We start from the raw sequence: 15,914 nt of genomic DNA, 5'->3' as shown, positions 1-15,914 counted from the left end.
TTTTGTTTTATCTACAACGAGTGACCTGAATCAACTGGTCCGAATGGTCAAAAAAGCCGTCTGTCATTCCAACAACAACGGCGTTTGATCAGCATAGACAATCAGGTCGCCACATCCGTTAGCCTGGAGTTCTACACATGCATCCCCGCGTCCTTGAGGTCACCGAACGGCTTATCGCCCGCAGCCGCGCCACGCGTCAGGCTTACCTTGCACTGATTCGCGGCGCCGCCACTGACGGGCCGATGCGCGGCAAGCTGCAATGCGCCAACTTCGCCCACGGCGTGGCCGGGTGCGGCAGCGAAGACAAGCACAGCCTGCGGATGATGAACTCGGCGAACATCGCCATTGTTTCGTCGTATAACGACATGCTCTCGGCGCACCAGCCATACGAAGTGTTTCCGCAACAGATCAAAAATGCCCTGCGCGAAATCGGGTCGGTCGGCCAGTTCGCCGGCGGCACGCCCGCCATGTGCGATGGCGTGACCCAGGGTGAGCCGGGCATGGAGCTGAGCCTGCCGAGCCGCGAAGTGATCGCCATGTCCACGGCGGTGGCGCTGTCGCACAACATGTTCGATGGCGCGCTGATGCTCGGCATCTGCGACAAGATCGTCCCGGGCCTGATGATGGGCTCGCTGCGTTTCGGTCATCTGCCAACGATCTTCGTCCCGGGCGGACCGATGGTCTCGGGGATTTCCAACAAGGAAAAAGCCGACGTGCGGCAGAAGTACGCCGAAGGCAAGGCGACCCGTGAAGAGCTGCTGGAATCGGAGATGAAGTCCTACCACAGCCCGGGCACCTGCACCTTCTACGGCACCGCCAACACCAACCAGTTGCTGATGGAAGTCATGGGCCTGCACTTGCCGGGCGCTTCGTTCGTCAACCCGAACACGCCGCTGCGCGATGCCCTGACCCGCGAAGCCGCGCATCAGGTCACGCGCCTGACCAAGCAGAACGGCAACTTTATGCCGATCGGCGAAATCGTCGACGAGAAGGCGCTGGTCAACTCGATCGTCGCATTGCACGCCACTGGCGGCTCGACCAACCACACCCTGCACATGCCGGCCATCGCCATGGCCGCGGGTATTCAACTCACCTGGCAGGACATGGCCGACCTCTCCGAAGTCGTGCCGACCCTGAGCCACGTCTACCCGAACGGCAAAGCCGACATCAATCACTTCCAGGCGGCGGGCGGCATGTCGTTCCTGATCCGCGAACTGCTCGAAGCCGGCCTGCTGCACGAAGACGTCAACACCGTGCTCGGCCACGGCCTGAGCCAGTACACCAAGGAGCCGTTCCTCGATAACGGCCAGTTGGTATGGCGTGAAGGCCCGACCGAAAGCCTCGACGAAAACATCCTGCGGCCGGTCGCTCGCGCATTCTCGCCAGAGGGTGGCTTGCGGGTGATGGAAGGCAACCTTGGCCGCGGGGTGATGAAAGTCTCCGCCGTCGCGCTGGAAAACCAGATCGTCGAGGCGCCAGCGATGGTGTTCCAGGATCAACAGGATCTGGCAGACGCGTTCAAGGCCGGTTTGCTGGAGAAGGATTTTGTCGCGGTGATGCGCTTCCAGGGCCCGCGCTCCAACGGCATGCCCGAGTTGCACAAGATGACGCCGTTCCTTGGCGTGCTGCAGGATCGCGGCTTCAAAGTGGCGTTGGTGACTGACGGGCGCATGTCCGGCGCGTCGGGGAAAATCCCGGCGGCGATTCACGTCAGCCCCGAGGCTTATGTCGGTGGTGCTTTGGCGCGGGTGCAAGAGGGCGATATCATCCGCGTCGATGGCGTCAAAGGTACTTTGGAACTCAAGGTCGACGCCGCCGAATTCGCAGCGCGCGAACCCGCCAAAGGCCTGTTGGGCAACAACATCGGCAGCGGCCGCGAACTGTTTGGCTTCATGCGTTTGGCCTTCAGCTCGGCGGAGCAGGGCGCCAGCGCCTTTACTTCTGCCCTGGAGACGCTTAATTGAAACTGGCTTTGGTCGGTGACATCGGAGGCACCAACGCGCGGTTCGCGTTGTGGAAAAACCAGCAACTGGAATCGGTTCAAGTGCTGGCCACGGCCGACCATGCCAGCCCGGAGGAGGCCATCAGCCTCTATCTGAGCGGCCTCGGTCTGGCGCCGGGTTCGATCGGTTCGGTGTGCCTGTCGGTGGCCGGTCCGGTCAGTGGCGATGAATTCAAGTTCACCAACAACCACTGGCGCCTGAGCCGTACGGCGTTCTGCCAGACCTTGCAGGTCGAGCAGTTGTTGCTGGTCAACGACTTCTCGGCGATGGCGCTGGGCATGACCCGCTTGCAGCCGGGCGAATTCCGCGTGGTTTGCGAAGGCACGCCGGAGCCGTTGCGTCCGGCGGTGGTGATCGGTCCGGGCACTGGCCTTGGCGTCGGTACGTTGCTGGATCTCGGTGAAGGTCGTTTCGCAGCGTTGCCGGGGGAGGGCGGTCACGTCGATCTGCCGTTGAGCAGCCCGCGTGAAACTCAACTCTGGCAGCACATCCACAACGAAATCGGCCATGTCAGCGCGGAAACCGCGTTGAGCGGTGGCGGCTTGCCGCGGGTGTACCGGGCGATCTGCGCGGTGGATGGCCACGAGCCCGTACTCGACACGCCGGAAGCGATTACGGCAGCTGGCCTTGCGGGTGATCCGATTGCGCTGGAAGTGCTGGAGCAGTTCTGCTGCTGGCTCGGACGCGTCGCGGGTAACAACGTGTTGACCACGGGGGCACGTGGCGGGGTGTACATCGTTGGCGGTGTGATTCCACGCTTTGCCGATTTCTTCCTCGAAAGCGGTTTCGCCCGCAGCTTTGCTGACAAGGGGTGCATGAGTGATTACTTCAAAGGCATTCCGGTGTGGCTGGTGACAGCGCCGTATTCCGGCCTCGTTGGTGCCGGTGTGGCCCTGGACCAATCAATCCCAACCTGAAATGCAATCCCCCCTGTGGGAGCGAGCTTGCTCGCGAAGGCGTCATTACATTCAACATTTGGGTTGACTGATACTCCGCATTCGCGAGCAAGCTCGCTCCCACAGTGGTTCTGTGGTGTTTGTTAGTTTGATGCTTAAGGCATAATCCGCCCCAATTCCAACAACAAGGATGCCTTCGAAGTGAGCTCAGTCAACAAGTCGATATTGTTGGTCGATGACGACCAGGAAATACGCGAGTTGCTGGAAACCTACCTGACCCGTGCCGGGTTCCAGGTACGGGCCACCGCCGACGGTGCCAGTTTCCGCCAGGCCCTCAACGAGGCGCCGAGCGACCTGGTGATCCTCGATGTCATGCTGCCCGACGAAGACGGCTTCAGCCTCTGCCGCTGGGTGCGCCAGCATCCGCGTCAGGCGCAGGTGCCGATCATCATGCTCACTGCCAGTTCCGACGAGGCCGACCGGGTGATCGGGCTGGAGCTCGGCGCTGACGACTACCTCGGCAAACCGTTCAGCCCTCGTGAACTGCAAGCACGCATCAAGGCGTTGCTGCGTCGCGCGCAGTTCGCCCACGAACGCAGCGGCAGTGAAGTGCTGGCCTTCGACGAGTGGCGGCTGGACATGGTCAGCCATCGGCTGTTCCACACCGACGGTGAGGAAGTGATTCTTTCCGGCGCCGACTTCGCCCTGCTCAAGCTGTTTCTCGACCACCCGCAGGAAATCCTCGACCGCGACACCATCGGTAACGCCACCCGTGGCCGCGACCTGATGCCGCTCGATCGCATCGTCGACATGGCCGTCAGCCGGTTACGCCAACGCCTGCGCGACACGGAAAAACCGCCACGACTGATTCGCACCGTACGCGGCAGCGGCTACCAACTGGCAGCCAACGTGGTTGCCGGCAATGGTCACTGAGTCGCTGCGCAAACTTGCTGCCAGGGTGCCGGTGCCGCGTTCGCTGCTCGGGCGGATGTTGCTGCTGACCTTGCTCGCCGTGTTGTTTGCACAGACGTTGTCCAGTGTGATCTGGGTCTCGCAACTGCGCGCCACGCAGCTTGAAGGGCTGGTCACCAGCGCCCGCAGCCTCGCCCATTCGATGACCGCCAGCGTCAGTTACTTCCGCTCGTTACCGGTGGCTTATCGGCCTCTGGTGCTGGATCAATTGCGCAGCATGGGCGGCACGCGGTTCGTGGTGACGCTTAACGACAAACCGCTGGGCATGGATGTGCTGCCGGTCACCCCGCGCAAGGCCGCGGTGATGAAAGCGGTCGATGAAGTGCTGCGCCAGTCGCTGGGCAATGACACCGATATCTCGGTGACCTTCGTCAGTCCTGAAGATCTGCGCATCTTCAATGCCGGCCTGAAGCTCGACGAACTGCCGCGCTCCTGGGCGCATTACGCGCTGACCCTGGAACCGGTGAACCCGCCAGTGCTGGTCACGCAGATCCAGATGGCGCCGGGCGAATGGCTGTACATCGCCTCGCTGTTGCCTGAGCCCTACACCAGTCTTGAAGAACAAGGTCTGCCGGCGCAGCAGGTATGGTTCATCGTGCTCACCAGCGGCTTTTTGCTGTTGTTCATTGGTCTGCTGGTGCACTGGCAGAGCCGGCCGCTCAAGCGCCTGGCGCGGGCGGCGCGGGATCTGTCGCTGGGCGCCGACGTCGAACCGGTGGCCGAGGGCGGCGGCAGCGAAGTGGTGGAAGTGGGCCGTGCGTTCAACACCATGCGCGAACGTATCAGCCGCTACCTGACCGAACGCAGCCAGTTGTTCAGTGCGATTTCCCATGATCTGCGCACGCCGATCACCCGCCTGCGCTTGCGCGTCGAGCTGCTGGAGGACGAGCAACTGCAAGCCAAGTTCGGCCGCGATCTGGATGAGCTGGAGTTGCTGGTCAAAGGCGCATTGCAGTGCGTGAAAGACACCGATATCCACGAAAACATCGAGCCGGTGGACCTGAACCATGTGCTCGACTGCCTGGTGGAGCCATATCTGGCGCCCAACGGCAATGGCCGCGTGACGCAGCAAGGCAAGGCGCTGGCGGCGTATCCGGGCAAGCCTCTGGCGCTGAAACGCTGCATCGGTAACCTGATCGACAACGCGTTGAAATACGGGCAGAACGCTCATCTGCACATCGACGACGATGAGCGCGCGTTTGTCCTGCACGTCGACGATGAAGGCCCGGGTGTGCCGGAGCAGCGGCTGGAGCAGGTGTTCGAGCCACACTTTCGTCTGGCGGGGCAGCAGCAGGGTTATGGTCTGGGTTTGGGCATTGCGCGCAACATCGCCCATAGCCATGGCGGTGAGGTGACGTTGCAGAACCTGCGTGAGGGTGGGTTGCGCGTGACCCTGCAACTGCCGCGCTCGGTGGATTAGCTCAAAAGAGCCCCTCACCCTAGCCCTCTCCCGGGGGGAGAGGGGACTGATCGGGGGATGCTGCAGAGATACGCCGACCTGACCGTACAACGCCGAATCCTTAATCGACTCGGTATTTCAAGTCGGCGGAAAGCTTATTACACGCCGGTTGGCTGCCTCTCCCTCCTCCCAAAGGGAAAGGGGACTGATCGGGGGATGCTGCAGAGATACGCCGACCTGACCGTACAACGCCGAATTCATAATCGGCTCGGTATTTCAGGTTGGCGGAAAGCTTATTACACCTCGGTTGGCTCCCTCTCCCTCCTCCCAAAGGGAGAGGGGACTGATCGGGGGGGCTGCAGAGATACGCCGACCTGACCGTACAACGCCGAATCCATAATCGGCTCGGTATTTCAAGTCGGCGGAAGCTTACTACACCTCGGTTGGCTGCCTCTCCCAAGGTGGGGTGAGGGGGCTGAGCGCGTTGTTCATTCGAATTGCGCCGACCTGATGCATTGAGTCGATTGTGGATTCGGTACAGCACTTTCAGGTCGACGTAACTCTTCAGTATCGTGCGGTCGGCCCCCTCTCCCTCCGGGAGAGGGCTGGGGTGAGGGCTGCTCTTTGTCACGGATCAGTGACAAAAACCGCCCCCTTCGTTACAAGCCCATCCCGACCCGTTGTTTAGACTGCCCGCAGTCATAACAACAAAAAAGGCCACCCATGGATCTCTTCCACCCAGGCTTCAGCAGTTGGCTGAACGCCCCTGCCCACCAGCAATGGCTCGCCGACGAAGGTCTGCGCCTGCTGGCATTCGCCAAGGCTTCAAAGCTGCCCGAAGGTTTCGGCAATCTCGACGAACGCGGCCGTCTGCCAGCGCACGCGCAAGCCGAAACCATGAACACCGCGCGCATGACCCACAGCTTCGCCATGGCCCACATTCAGGGCCTGCCGGGTTTCGCCGAACTGGTCGATCACGGCATCGCGGCCCTGCGCGGCCCGTTGCGTGATGCACTGCACGGCGGCTGGTTTGCGGTCGCCGAACACCGCGACGGCAATACCGGCAAGAACGCTTATCTGCATGCCTTCGTCGCGCTCGCGGCCAGCTCTGCAGTGGTCGCACAGCGTCCCGGCGCCCAGGCCTTACTGGATGACGCCATCGACATCATCGACACGTATTTCTGGAGCGAAGAAGAGGGCGCCATGCGCGAATACTTCAATCGCGACTGGAGCGAAGAAGAAGCCTATCGCGGTGCCAACAGCAACATGCACGCGACTGAAGCGTTCCTTGCATTGGCCGATGTCACCGAGGATCCGCGCTGGCTGATCCGTGCACAACGCATCGTCGAGCGGGTGATCCACGGTCATGCTGCCGCCAACGGTTACATGGTCATCGAGCACTTCGATCGCGATTGGCAACCGCTGCGCGAATACAACCTCGACAATCCCGCTGACGGTTTCCGCCCTTACGGCACCACGCCGGGTCACGGTTTCGAATGGGCGCGGCTGTTGCTGCACCTCGAAGCGGCGCGGGTTCAGGCCGGCATGCTCACACCCGGCTGGCTTGCCACTGATGCGGCAAAACTGTTCGAGAACAACTGCCGCCACGGCTGGGACGTCGATGGCGCGCCGGGGATCGTCTACACCCTCGACTGGGACAATAAATCCGTGGTGCGCCATCGCCTGCACTGGACGCACGCAGAAGCCAGCGCCGCCGCCAGCGCGTTGCTCAAACGCACCGGCGATGCGCAATACGAAGCCTGGTACCGACTGTTCTGGGAATTCTGCGAAAACCATTTCATCGACCGCTGCGACGGCAGCTGGCACCACGAACTCAATCCGCAAAACCTGCCAAGTGCCGATATCTGGCCGGGCAAACCCGATCTGTACCACGCCTGGCAAGCCGTACTGATCCCTCGTCTACCCTTGTCGCCGAGCATGGCGACTGCGCTGGCGCAGTTGTCCCAGAGCTGTCCTGTGTAACCATGTGGTGACATTCGCGCGTCCCTTCGTTACCTGCGAAGGGAAACGTCCTGTTTAAACTCCTGTGCAGCGCAAGCACCAGACTTGCATGCATAACAACAAGAAAGGTACATCTCAGATGAATGCGATTTCTCGCCTCGCTACTGTCATTTCTGTCGCCTCCCTGTTCCCGCTCGCAATTCTGCCTCTCAGTGTTTCCGCTGCCGAATCCAAAGGTTCGGTGGAAGTCGTGCACTGGTGGACGTCCGGTGGCGAAAAAGCTGCCGTTGATGTGCTCAAGGCCCAAGTCGAAAAAGACGGTTTCACCTGGAAAGACGGCGCTGTCGCCGGCGGTGGCGGTGCCACGGCCATGACCGTGCTGAAAAGCCGTGCCGTGGCTGGCAACCCGCCGGGCGTCGCCCAGATCAAAGGCCCGGACATCCAGGAATGGGCGTCGACCGGCCTGCTTGACACCGACGTGCTCAAAGACGTCGCCAAGTCGGAAAAGTGGGACAGCCTGCTCGACAAGAAAGTCTCCGATACCGTGAAGTACGACGGTGATTACGTGGCCGTGCCGGTGAACATTCATCGCGTCAACTGGCTGTGGATCAACCCGGAAGTATTCAAGAAAGCCGGTATCGCCAAAGCCCCGACCACCCTCGAAGAATTCTACGCCGCCGGCGACAAGCTGAAGGCTGCGGGCTTCATTCCGCTGGCTCACGGCGGTCAGCCTTGGCAGGACAGCACCGTGTTCGAAGCCGTTGTGCTGTCGGTCATGGGCGTTGATGGCTACAAGAAAGCCCTGGTCGATCTGGACAACAAGGCGCTGACCGGCCCGGAAATGGTCAAGGCGCTGACCGAGCTGAAGAAAGTCGCGACCTACATGGACGTCGACGGCAAAGGCCAGGACTGGAACCTGGAAGCGGCCAAAGTCATCAACGGCAAGGCCGGCATGCAGATCATGGGGGACTGGGCCAAGTCCGAATGGACCGCTGCCAAGAAAGTCGCCGGCAAGGACTACGAGTGCGTAGCGTTCCCGGGCACCGACAAGGCGTTCACCTACAACATCGACTCCCTGGCGGTGTTCAAGCAGAAAGACAAAGGCACTGCGGCTGGTCAGCAGGACATCGCCAAAGTCGTGCTGGGTGAAAACTTCCAGAAAGTCTTCAGCATCAACAAAGGCTCGATCCCGGTGCGTAACGACATGTTGAACAACATGGAGAAACTCGGTTTCGACTCCTGCGCGCAGACCGCTGCCAAGGACTTCCTGGCGGACGCCAAGTCCGGCGGCCTGCAACCAAGCATGGCGCACAACATGGCGACCACGCTGGCGGTGCAGGGCGCGTTCTTTGACGTAGTCACCAACTACATCAACGACCCGAAAGCCGACCCGGCCGATGCGGCCAAGAAACTGGGCGCGGCGGTTCAGTCGGCTAAATAAGCACCAGCACCTTAGCCCCTGTGGGAGCGAGCTTGCTCGCGAAAGCGGAGAGTCAGGCAATCGAACTATCAACTGACAGGACGCCTTCGCGAGCAAGCTCGCTCCCACAAGGGGAAAGCGTGTGAATTTTCTACCTTCGTACTGGATTTCCCCATGAGTTCTGTTGCTGTGTTCAGCAAAGCCTCGCCGTTCGATGCACTGCAGCGCTGGCTACCGAAACTGGTGCTGGCGCCGAGCATGGTCATCGTGCTGGTTGGCTTCTATGGCTACATCCTGTGGACGTTCGTGCTGTCGTTCACCACCTCGACGTTCCTGCCGAACTACAAGTGGGCCGGCCTGGCGCAATACGCCCGGCTGTTCGACAACGACCGCTGGTGGGTGGCGAGCAAGAACCTCGCGGTGTTCGGTGGCATGTTCATCGGCATCACGTTGGTGATTGGTGTGCTGCTGGCGGTGTTCCTCGACCAGCGTATCCGTCGCGAAGGCTTTATCCGCACCATTTACCTGTACCCGATGGCGCTCTCGATGATCGTCACCGGTACCGCGTGGAAATGGCTGCTCAACCCGGGCATGGGCCTGGACAAATTGTTGCGTGACTGGGGCTGGGAAGGCTTCCGTCTGGACTGGCTGATCGACCCGGATCGCGTGGTGTACTGCCTGGTGATCGCCGCAGTGTGGCAAGCCTCGGGTTTCATCATGGCGATGTTTCTCGCCGGCCTGCGCGGTGTCGATCAGTCGATCATTCGTGCTGCACAGATCGACGGCGCGAGCATGCCGACCATCTACTGGAAAGTGGTGCTGCCCAGCCTGCGTCCGGTGTTCTTCAGTGCGGTGATGATCCTCGCCCACATCGCGATCAAGAGCTTCGACCTGGTCGCGGCGATGACCGCAGGGGGGCCGGGTTATTCCTCCGACCTGCCGGCGATGTTCATGTATTCCTTCACCTTCAGTCGCGGCCAGATGGGCATGGGCTCGGCCAGTGCGATTCTGATGCTCGGTGCGATCCTCGCGATCATCGTGCCTTACCTGTACTCCGAGCTGAGGACCAAGCGTCATGACTAGTCTCGCTGCCAAACCTGCCATCAGCCTGAGTCGCATCGCGATCTACGCGGTGCTGATTTTCGCCGTGTTCCTGTACCTGGTGCCGCTGGTAGTCATGCTGCTGACCAGCTTCAAGACCCCGGAAGACATCAGCACCGGCAACCTGCTGAGCTGGCCGACCGTGGTCAGCGGTATCGGCTGGGTCAAGGCCTGGGCCACGGTTGATGGCTACTTCTGGAACTCGATCAAGATCACCGTGCCGGCCGTAATCATCTCCACCGCCATCGGTGCGTTGAACGGTTACGTGCTGTCGATGTGGCGCTTCCGTGGTTCGCAGTTGTTCTTCGGTCTGCTGTTGTTCGGCTGCTTCCTGCCGTTCCAGACCGTGCTGCTGCCGGCCTCGTTTACCCTCGGCAAGATGGGCCTGGCGAGCACCACCACCGGTCTGGTGTTTGTTCACGTGGTTTACGGCCTGGCGTTCACCACGCTGTTCTTCCGTAACTACTACGTGAGCATTCCCGATGCGCTGGTGAAGGCTGCACGTCTGGATGGCGCGGGTTTCTTCACGATCTTCCGCCGCATCATTCTGCCGATGTCGACGCCGATCATCATGGTCTGCCTGATCTGGCAGTTCACCCAGATCTGGAACGACTTCCTGTTTGGTGTGGTGTTCTCCAGCGGTGATTCGCAGCCGATCACGGTGGCGCTGAACAACCTGGTCAACACCAGCACCGGGGCCAAGGAATACAACGTTGATATGGCAGCGGCGATGATCGCCGGGCTGCCGACCCTGCTGGTCTATGTGGTCGCAGGCAAGTATTTCGTGCGCGGGCTGACGGCCGGCGCAGTCAAGGGGTAATCATGGCAACGCTCGAACTTCGCAACGTCAACAAGACCTACGGTGCCGGCCTGCCGGACACCCTGAAGAACATCGAACTGTCGATCAAGGACGGTGAGTTCCTGATCCTGGTCGGCCCGTCGGGCTGCGGCAAGTCGACCCTGATGAACTGCATCGCCGGTCTGGAAACCATCAGCGGCGGCGCGATCATGATCGGCGATCAGGACGTCAGCGGCATGAGCCCGAAAGATCGCGACATCGCCATGGTCTTCCAGTCCTACGCGCTGTACCCGACCATGAGCGTGCGCGAGAACATCGAGTTCGGTCTGAAGATCCGCAAGATGCCGCAGGCGGCAATCGACGAAGAAGTCGCGCGCGTGGCCAAGCTGTTGCAGATCGAACACCTGCTGAATCGCAAGCCGGGTCAACTTTCCGGTGGTCAGCAGCAGCGTGTGGCGATGGGCCGTGCATTGGCGCGGCGGCCGAAGATCTATCTGTTCGACGAACCGCTGTCCAACCTCGATGCCAAGCTGCGGGTTGAGATGCGCACCGAAATGAAACTGATGCACCAGCGCCTGAAAACCACCACGGTCTACGTGACCCACGACCAGATCGAAGCGATGACCCTGGGCGACAAAGTGGCGGTGATGAAGGACGGGATCATCCAGCAATTCGGCACGCCGAAAGAGATCTACAACGACCCGGCCAACCTGTTTGTGGCGAGCTTCATCGGTTCGCCGCCGATGAACTTCATTCCGCTGCGCCTGCAGCGCAAGGACGGTCGCCTGCTGGCGCTGCTCGACAGCGGCCAGGCCCGTTGCGAGTTGCCGATGGGCATGCAGGACGCCGGGCTTGAAGATCGCGAAGTGATACTCGGCTTGCGTCCGGAGCAGATCGTGCTGGCGAATGGCGAAGGCAATGGTTTGCCGAGCATCAAGGCTGAAGTGCAAGTCACCGAACCGACCGGTCCGGACACCCTGGTGTTCGTCAACCTCAATGACACCAAGGTCTGCTGCCGTCTGGCACCGGACGTGGCACCGCAGGTGGGCGAAAGCCTGACGCTGCAATTCGATCCGTCGAAAGTGCTGTTGTTCGATGCCAAGACTGGCGAGCGTCTGGGCGTTGCGGGCCAGGCGCAGGCCGAAGCGCGGTCGGCGAACGTCGCGCAATTCAAGGGGCGCTGAGGACCAAATGTTGGAGCGAGCTTGCTCGCGAAAGCGGTGTGTCATGCAACACATGTATCAACTGACATAAAGCCTTCGCTAGCAAGCTCGCTCCCACAAAGGAGCACGCGGTGGATGGCCTGTTATCCATCGCACTTTATGTAAACCGCGTTAGATAAAAACAGTTAATAACAATAAAGACGAGGATGTAGGGATGAAAAAGAAACACGTCAATGCCCGCTTGATCTGCCAAGTGTCAGCGGCAGCAGCACTGGTGCTGGCCGGCAATGCAATGGCGGCCGATGCGTTCAGCTCCGATTCCAAGTGGATGACCGGCGACTGGGGTGGCGAGCGGACCAAGCTGATCGAGCAAGGTATCGACATCAAGGCGGACTACGTCGGGGAAGTCGGTGGCAACCTGCACGGCGGCTACAACGACGACAAGACGGCGCGTTACGCTGACCAGTTCGGTCTGGGCGTGGCACTGGATCTGCAAAAACTCTGGGGCTGGGACAACACCCAGGCGAAGATCCAGCTGACCAACCGTAACGGCTACAACATCTCTAACGATCGCGTGGGCGATCCGCGTGCCGGCACCTTGTCTTCCTCGCAGGAAGTCTACGGTCGTGGCCACATGGTGCGTCTGACCCAGTTGTGGATTCAGCACCAGTTCTTCGACAACAAGCTCGACGTCAAGGCCGGTTACTTCGGTGAAGGCGAAGACTTCAACACCTTCCCGTGCGACTTCCAGAACCTGGCGTTCTGCGGTTCGCAAGTGGGTAACTGGGCGACCAACATCTGGTACAACTGGCCCGTCAGCCAGGCTGCGATCCGCGTGAAGTACAACATCAACGACGAGCTCTACGCGCAGATCGGTGCATACAACCAGAACCCGTCGCAGCTGGAACACGGCAACGGCTTCAAACTCAGCGGCAGCGGCACCAAAGGTACCGTTCTTCCTGTCGAGCTGGTCTGGTCGCCGAAGGTCAACAGCCTGCCGGGCGAATACCGCGTCGGTTACTACAAGAGCACTGCTGATGCCAGCGACGTTCGTGAAGACGTCAACGGTTTCGACGCTGCTACTACTCGCGACGCGTACAAAACCCACAGCAGCAAAAGCGGCTACTGGTTCGTGGCGCAACAGCAACTCACCAGCCACAACGGCGACGCTTCCCGTGGTCTGAACATCGCCGCCAACGCCACTTTCCACGACAAGGACACCAACTTCATCGACAACTATCAGTCGGTGATGTTTGTTTACAAAGGCCCGTTCGACGCCCGTCCGAAGGATGACGTCGGTATCGGCGCGGCGCGTATCCACGTCAACGATGACGTGAAGAAAAACGCTGAACTGCTGAACGTTTCCAACGGTGTGTCGGATTACGACAATCCGGTGTTCTCGCCAATTCGCGAAACCGAATACAACTACGAGATCAACTACGGCTTCCACGTCACCAACTGGCTGACCGTACGTCCTAACCTGCAGTACATCACTCACCCGGGTGGTGTGGATGAAGTGGACAACGCTTTGGTCGCCGGCCTGAAAATTCAGTCTACGTTCTGACGCGTCTGCGATAAGCTCCTCTCTATGTGCGCATATTTGCGGACAGCGGGGGGGCGTTCTCAATTGTTTTGCCCGGCGCGGTGGGAAAAACAATTGAGAACGCCCCCTAGGCTGTCCGCTTTTTTTTGAGGGCTGGCGCAGCCCGTAACAGATGAATTCGGAACCGTGGCCAATGCATGAGCATCCGCTGCAACGCTTCTTCAAATCCCTGCGTGAACAACCGGTGTTCGCCTGGGAGCGCTATCAGATGCGCGACGTGTTGGTGATTGATCATCCGCTGTGTCAGGCGGTGTTCAGTCGTCAGGGCGCGCAGTTGCTGCACTTTCAGCCGCGCGGGCAGAAACCGTGGTTGTGGTGTGCGGCGAAGTGGCCGCACGTTGGCGCCATCCGTGGCGGCGTGCCGGTGTGCTGGCCGTGGTATGGCCGCCATCCGAGCGAAAACGCCTGGCCCTCCCATGGCTGGGCGCGGCTGCTTGACTGGAAACTGCTCGATAGCAGCAGCGCCGAGGATGGCGTGCGCCTGCACTGGCAATTGCAATTGTGCGACTGGCAGGTCGACCTGCACGCGCACCTCGGAGAACGCATGGAGTTACGCCTGAGCACTGAGCATCAGGACGACATGCCGTGCCAGTTGAGCCAGGCGTTGCACGCTTACTGGCGTATTGGCGATGTCGGTGAGATAGCGCTGTCTGGCCTCGAAGGCGCGCAGGGTTATGACCAGTTGAGTCGCCAGTCTTGTCAGCAGGAAGGCGAGTTACGCGTCGATGGCGGCTGCCAGCGGGTGTTCCAGCACGACGGCGAATTACAGCTCAAGGATCACGCCTGGCAGCGCGAGTTGTGCATTGATACCGGTGACAGCGGCGACACGGTGGTCTGGCATCCTGGAGCGCGGCCGTTGTTGGGCGTGACGTGGGATGAGATTTCCGAGTTTGTCTGTGTTGAAGCGGCGGCGGGTGGGACTGACAGCTTGCATCTGGCGCCGGGGGAGAAGGCGCATTTGAGTTTGCAGGCGTGGGCGGCGGCTTGAGTGTGTCAGTCACATCGTAGCCCCCTCACCCTAGCCCTCTCCCAGGGGAGAGGGGACCGAATGGGGGATGCTTAAGCGTTACGCCGACGTGAAAGTGCATCGCTGAATCCATAATCGACTCTATTTTTCAGGTCGATGTATAGCGCAAGACACCTCGGTCGGCTCCCTCTCCCCCGGGAGAGGGGCGAATGGGGGATATTCGAGAGATGCACCGACCTGAACGGATGACGTTGAATCCATAGTCGACTCAGTGTTTCAGGTCGATGTATAGCGCAAGACACCCTCTCCCCCCGGAGAGGGGCGAATGGGGGATATTCGAGAGATGCACCGACCTGAACGAATGTCGGTGAATCCATAATCGACTCGGTGTTTCAGGTCGATGTATAGCGCAGGACACCTCGGTCGGCTCCCTCTCCCCCCGGGAGAGGGGGCGAATGGGGGATATTCGAGAGATGCACCGACCGGAACGAATGTCGGTGAATCCATAATCGACTCGGTGTTTCAGGTCGATGTATAGCGCAAGACACCTCGGTCGGCCCCCTCTCCCCCCGGGAGAGGGGGCGAATGGGGGATATTCGAGAGATGCACCGGCCTGAACTGACGTTGAATCCATAATCGACTCGGTGTTTCAGGTCGATGTATAGCGCAAGACACCTCGGTCGGCTCCCTCTCTCTCAGGGAGAGGGCTGGGGTGAGGGGCTTTTGATCTTTAGTTGAATTCATCCCCAACCGGATACCGGCTGGCATTCAAGCTCTCTTTGATCTTGCGCAAATGCGGCTGGAAATCCACCCCGCGCCGCAAGGTCATGCCGGTCGCCAGCACATCCAGCACGGTCAACTGAATGATCCGCGAGGTCATCGGCATATAGATGTCGGTGTCTTCCGGCAACGGAATATTCAGGCTCAAGGTACTCGCCTTGGCCAACGGCGAATTCTCCGCCGTCAGACCCAGCACCGAAGCACCGTTCTCCCGAGCAATGCGCGCCACTTCCACCAGCTCGCGGGTGCGCCCGGTGTAGGAAATGATCACGAACAACTCACCGGTGTGCGCCACCGAAGCAATCATCCGCTGCATCAGCACATCGGCATGCGCGGTGACCGCCAGGTTGAAGCGGAAGAACTTGTGCTGCGCATCCAGCGCCACCGGTGCCGAGGCGCCGAGGCCGAAGAAGTGGATCTGCCGCGCCTGAATCAACAGGTCGACGGCGCGGCTGATCAGGTTCGGGTCCAACGCCTGGCAAGCGCTGTCCAGCGAGGCGATGGCACTGCCGAAAATCTTCTGCGTGTACGCCTCGGGATTGTCATCGGCTTCCACCGCACGGCTGACATACGCTGCGCCACTGGCCAGGCTCTGCGCCAGTTGCAGCTTGAGTTCAGGATAGCCGCTGACACCGAACGAACGGCAGAAACGGTTGACCGTCGGCTCGCTCACCGACGCCGCCTGGGCGAGGGCGGCGATGCTGAAGCGGGTGGCCTGCTGCGGGTTGAGCAGGATCACCTCGGCGACTTTGCGTTCGGCCTTGTTCAGCTCTTCAAGGCGACTCTGGATCTGTTCCAGTAAATTTCGCACGCGGTCCATATGAAATTCCTAATTCACCTGCGCAAAGG

Annotated in this window: 12 protein-coding genes; 11 read left to right on the top strand and 1 reads right to left on the bottom strand. The window is 60.5% G+C overall.

Annotation, left to right across the window (positions count from 1 at the left end):
* Positions 1 to 137: 137 nt before the first annotated feature.
* The 11 genes from edd to HV782_RS22295 all read left to right on the top strand — a co-directional run bounded on the left by edd (position 138) and on the right by HV782_RS22295 (position 14,306).
* Entirely contained in the window at positions 138 to 1,964 is a 1,827-nt protein-coding gene (gene edd / locus HV782_RS22345) for a phosphogluconate dehydratase (protein WP_123467152.1), read from the top strand.
* A complete protein-coding gene (locus HV782_RS22340; protein ID WP_186746672.1) occupies positions 1,961 to 2,920 on the top strand; it encodes a glucokinase in 960 nt (319 codons plus the stop codon). The genes edd and HV782_RS22340 overlap by 4 nt, the downstream gene beginning before the upstream one ends.
* Before the next feature lie 180 nt (positions 2,921 to 3,100).
* Entirely contained in the window at positions 3,101 to 3,832 is a 732-nt protein-coding gene (locus tag HV782_RS22335; RefSeq protein WP_123467146.1) for a response regulator, read from the top strand.
* Positions 3,822 to 5,291 carry an ATP-binding protein gene (locus HV782_RS22330; RefSeq protein ID WP_123467144.1) on the top strand — a complete coding sequence of 490 codons (1,470 nt, stop codon included), beginning with the start codon at positions 3,822 to 3,824 and terminating at the stop codon, positions 5,289 to 5,291. Before HV782_RS22335 ends, HV782_RS22330 begins: the two co-directional genes overlap by 11 nt.
* A gap of 702 nt (positions 5,292 to 5,993) precedes the next feature.
* A complete protein-coding gene (locus tag HV782_RS22325; protein ID WP_186746669.1) occupies positions 5,994 to 7,253 on the top strand; it encodes a D-mannose isomerase in 1,260 nt (419 codons plus the stop codon).
* A gap of 118 nt (positions 7,254 to 7,371) precedes the next feature.
* Positions 7,372 to 8,673, top strand: a complete 1,302-nt coding sequence (locus tag HV782_RS22320; protein ID WP_186746667.1) for an ABC transporter substrate-binding protein — start codon at positions 7,372 to 7,374, stop codon at positions 8,671 to 8,673.
* Between the two features lie 153 nt (positions 8,674 to 8,826).
* Positions 8,827 to 9,735 (top strand): carbohydrate ABC transporter permease, encoded by a 909-nt coding sequence (locus HV782_RS22315; protein WP_123467138.1) that lies wholly within the window; start codon positions 8,827 to 8,829, stop codon positions 9,733 to 9,735.
* Positions 9,728 to 10,573, top strand: coding sequence for a carbohydrate ABC transporter permease (locus HV782_RS22310; RefSeq protein ID WP_042607262.1), 846 nt, complete (start codon positions 9,728 to 9,730; stop codon positions 10,571 to 10,573). Before HV782_RS22315 ends, HV782_RS22310 begins: the two co-directional genes overlap by 8 nt.
* 2 nt (positions 10,574 to 10,575) lie before the next feature.
* Positions 10,576 to 11,736, top strand: coding sequence for an ABC transporter ATP-binding protein (locus HV782_RS22305; protein ID WP_123467136.1), 1,161 nt, complete (start codon positions 10,576 to 10,578; stop codon positions 11,734 to 11,736).
* 193 nt (positions 11,737 to 11,929) lie between these two features.
* On the top strand, positions 11,930 to 13,279 hold the full coding sequence (locus tag HV782_RS22300) for a carbohydrate porin (protein ID WP_123467134.1): 1,350 nt from the start codon (positions 11,930 to 11,932) through the stop codon (positions 13,277 to 13,279).
* Between the two features lie 172 nt (positions 13,280 to 13,451).
* On the top strand, positions 13,452 to 14,306 hold the full coding sequence (locus tag HV782_RS22295) for a D-hexose-6-phosphate mutarotase (RefSeq protein WP_123467132.1): 855 nt from the start codon (positions 13,452 to 13,454) through the stop codon (positions 14,304 to 14,306).
* Between the two features lie 709 nt (positions 14,307 to 15,015).
* On the opposite strand, the gene HV782_RS22290 is transcribed toward HV782_RS22295, so the two are convergent.
* Positions 15,016 to 15,876 (bottom strand): MurR/RpiR family transcriptional regulator, encoded by an 861-nt coding sequence (locus HV782_RS22290; protein WP_169842436.1) that lies wholly within the window; start codon positions 15,874 to 15,876, stop codon positions 15,016 to 15,018.
* Positions 15,877 to 15,914 lie beyond the last annotated feature (38 nt).

Origin of the sequence: Pseudomonas monsensis (assembly GCF_014268495.2) — a bacterium.
Lineage (GTDB): Bacteria > Pseudomonadota > Gammaproteobacteria > Pseudomonadales > Pseudomonadaceae > Aquipseudomonas > Aquipseudomonas monsensis.
The sequence above is the reverse complement of the archived record's forward strand: the minus strand, read 5'-3'. Positions and strand labels throughout refer to the sequence as shown.